This is a genomic window from Kitasatospora sp. NPDC004799 (assembly GCF_040609095.1).
Taxonomy (GTDB): domain Bacteria; phylum Actinomycetota; class Actinomycetes; order Streptomycetales; family Streptomycetaceae; genus Kitasatospora.
Map to the genome: position 1 here is coordinate 1 of NZ_JBEXJK010000599.1, position 3,540 is coordinate 3,540.

The 3,540-nt window shown below is 75.4% G+C and carries 3 protein-coding genes; 2 read left to right on the top strand and 1 reads right to left on the bottom strand.

Going from position 1 to position 3,540, the window contains the following annotated elements; genetic code table 11:
* Positions 1-823 (top strand): CU044_5270 family protein (locus ABZW03_RS38660; protein ID WP_355269229.1); only part of this gene is annotated, 823 nt, incomplete at its 5' end.
* A 62-nt stretch (positions 824-885) separates the two neighbouring features.
* Here ABZW03_RS38660 and ABZW03_RS38665 read toward each other — a convergent pair.
* Positions 886-1,791, bottom strand: a complete 906-nt coding sequence (locus ABZW03_RS38665) for an NADP-dependent oxidoreductase (protein WP_355269231.1) — start codon at positions 1,789-1,791, stop codon at positions 886-888.
* Between the two features lie 305 nt (positions 1,792-2,096).
* On the opposite strand from ABZW03_RS38665, the gene ABZW03_RS38670 reads away from it, so the two are divergent.
* Positions 2,097-3,540, top strand: a 1,444-nt coding sequence (locus ABZW03_RS38670; RefSeq protein WP_355269233.1) for an MFS transporter, incomplete at its 3' end; no start/stop codon positions are given.

The window sequence follows — 3,540 nt, forward strand, 5'->3', positions numbered from 1 at the left end:
GGCGCTCGCCTGCGCCCTGGCCGTCGCCGGCGTCCTGGCGGTGGACCTCGGGGGTGCGCCCGGGCGCGAGCCCCCGGCGGTCTCCGAGGGCGTCACCGCCACCGCCGAGGCGGTGCGCCTCCTCGACCGCATCGCGCTCGCCGCCGCCGACGGTCCGGAGCAACCGCCGGTCCGCGCCGACCAGTTCGTCTACATCGAGAGCCGGGTCGGCTACGCGGCGCAGAGCGCGGACGGCGGTCCGGTGACCATGGCGCCCGTGCACACCCGGCAGGTCTGGCTCTCCGCCGACGGCAGCCGTCCCGGCCTGCTGCGCGAGCAGGGCGGTCCCGACAGCCGGCTCGACGCCCCGCGCGGAGGCGCCCCGGGCGGAGGCGCCCCGTCGATCGACGCGCCGACCCACACCTACGTCGCCGCGCTGCCCACCGACCCGGACGCCCTGCTGGCGTTGATCCGGGACGGCGGCCGCGGCGGGGACCCGGACCAGCGGGCCTTCGCCGCGATCGGCGACCTGCTGGCCGAGACCTGGGCCCCGCCGCAGGTCGGCGCCGCGCTCTGCCGGGCCGCCGAACGGATCCCCGGGGTCACCGTCGTCCCGTCGGCCGTCGACGCCGCCGGGCGCGAGGGCATCGCCGTGGCCCGTACGGCGCACGGGCAGCAGACGCAGTGGATCTTCGACCGGACCACGTACGCGTTCCTCGGCGAGCGCACGGTCCTCGGCGAGGACGGCGAGGCGGGCCCGGCCGGGACGGTGGTCGGCACCTCGGCCGTCCTCGCCAAGGGCGCGGCCGACCGGCCCGGCGAACTCCCCTCGGCGGCACGGTGATCCGGTGACGCGCGGGGCCGGGGCGACGGCCGTCGCCCCGGCCCGGGCACGACCGGGAGGTCTCAGAAGGTGACGACGATCTTCCCGCTCAGCCCGCCCTCCCGGAACCGCTCGTGCGCGGCCCGGATCCGGTGGAGCCCGTAGGTGGCGTGCACGCGCGGGCGCAGGGCGCCGTCGTCCACGAGCCGGGCCAGTTCGGCCAGCCCGGCGCCGTCCTCGCGGACCTGGTGGACGGTGGTGCGCACACCCCGGGCGGAGAGGTCGGGCACCGGGCCGGCCTGAGTGGCGATGGACGCGTACCGGCCGCCGTCCGCGACCGCCTCCGTGACGAAGGCCCCGAAGGTGTCGAAGACGGCGTCGTAGCGGCGGCCCCGGAAGTCGGCGGGGTCGGTGGAGACCAGGCCCGCGCCGTGCTCGCGGGCGAAGGCGGCCTGGCCGTCCCGGGAGACCAGGGCGTCCACCTCGGCGCCGCGCGCCCGGGCGATCTGCAGGGCCAGGCCGCCGACCGCACCGGCGGCGCCGGCCACGAGCAGCCGCTCGCCGGCCGACACCGCGAGCCAGTCCAGGGTCTGCAGCGCCGTCAGGCCGGGCAGCGGCAGCGTGGCGGCCTCGACCAGGCTGACCGTCCGCGGTGCGACGGCCACCGCCTCCGCCGGAAGGGCGACCAGGTCGGCCCAGGTGCCCCGGGCGGTGTCGAGCTGGTGCGACATCGCGAACACCCGCTCCCCGGCCCGCAGCGGGCCGGCGCCGCCGTCGACCACCACCCCGGCCAGGTCCCAGCCGAGGGTCAGCGGCAGCGGGGGAGTCCCCTCGCCGATGGCCCCCTCCCGGGTCTTGTCGTCCACGGGGTTGATGCCGGTCGCGACGGTCCGCACCAGCACCTCCCCGGGGCCGGGCACGGGCCGCTGCTCCTCGACGAGGTCGAGGACCTCGGGGGAGCCGAAACGGTCGATCCGGATGGCGCGCACGGAAGTCCCTTCGTTTCACTGAGTGCTGACACCGGGTGAACCCCGCCGGAGATCACCGGATTCCCGCCCCGCGCCCTGTCGGGTCCCGAGGCACATACCCCCCACCCCCATGGCGCCGGATTCCCCGGCTGCCTTCCGTAGATAAACCCTACCCCCCTAGGGTATGTTCATCGACGTCCCCGCCGGAGCCGTCGGCCGGAGGCGCTCACCTTGCCCGTACTGCGAGTTGACGACCTTCGGCCGCGTCCGGACGCCCCCGGCCCCGGCCGCTGGCAGATACCCCCAATGGGTAAGGAGCAAGAGAAATGGCAACCGACAACACCGGGCCGAACCCCCGGAGGTGGCGCGCGCTGGCGCTGATCGCCGCCGCGCAGTTCGTGGTGATCATGGACACCTCGATCATCGGGGTGGCCCTGCCCAAGATGAAGGACGACCTCGGCTTCGGCCAGGAGGACCTGTCCTGGGTGTTCAACGCGTACGTGGTCGCCTTCGGCGGCCTGCTCCTGCTCGGCGGACGGCTCTCCGACCTGCTCGGCGCCCGCCGCCTGTTCAGCGCCGGCTGGGCGATCCTCGGCGCCGGCTCGCTGCTCGCCGGGCTCGCCCAGAACGTGCCGACCGAACTGGCCGGTCGCGGCGTCCAGGGCCTCGGCGCCGCACTGATCGCCCCCTCGGCGCTCACCCTGCTGATGATGCTCTTCGGCGGCAACCCCAAGGAGCTCACCAAGGCCTTCGCCCTGTACGGCGCGGCGGCACCGGCCGGCGGCACCGCGGGCGTCTTCCTCGGCGGCCTGATCACCCAGTACATCAGCTGGCCGTGGGTGTTCTACATCAACATCCCGGTGGCCGTGGTCGCGCTGCTCGCCACCCCCGCGCTGATGCCCACCGCGCCCCGGCGCAGCGGCGGCATCGACGTCGTCGGCGCGCTCACCGTCACCGGCGGCCTGGCGGCCGCGGTGTACGCCGTCGTCCGTGCCCCGGAGGCGGGTTGGGCCTCGGCCCCGACCCTGCTGACCCTGGCCGGCGCCGCCGTGCTGCTGATCGTCTTCCTGGTCATCCAGGGCAAGCGCCGCGAGCCGCTGATGCGGCTGAGCATCTTCCGGGTGCCGAACCTCGGCGCCGCCAACCTCGCCCAGTTCCTGCTGGCCGCGGCCTGGGTGCCGATGTGGTTCTTCCTCAACCTCTACCTCCAGCAGGTGCTCCACCTCGGCGCCTTCGCCAGCGGCGCGGCCCTGCTGCCGATGACCGTCGCCATCATGGGCATCATGATCACCCTGGCGCCCAAGCTGATCGCCCGCTTCGGCCCCAAGGCGCTGGTCGTCACCGGCATGCTGGCCCTCGGCGCCGGTCTGTTCGGGCTCTCGCTGGCCCGCCCGGACGGCAACTTCTGGACCGACGTGCTGCCCGCCTCGCTGCTCGCCGCGATCGGCATGGCGCTCGCCTTCATCCCCTCGCTCGGCACCGCGATCTCCAGCGCGCCCCCGGAGGACGGCGGCCTCGCCTCCGGCATCGTCAACACCGGCTACCAGGTGGGCTCGGCGCTCGGCCTGGCCGCGATGACCGCGCTGGCCGGCGCCCGGACCCCGGACGCCACCGTCGAGGGCCTGACCTCGGGCTTCTCCGCGGCCTTCGTCGGCGCCGCGGCGATCGCGGTGGTCGGCGGTCTGCTCGCCACTCTGTGCGGCGCGGCGGGCTCGACGGCCTGGTCGGCCGGTGCGGGGTTGAGCGTAGGGGTGGACATCAGGAGGACAG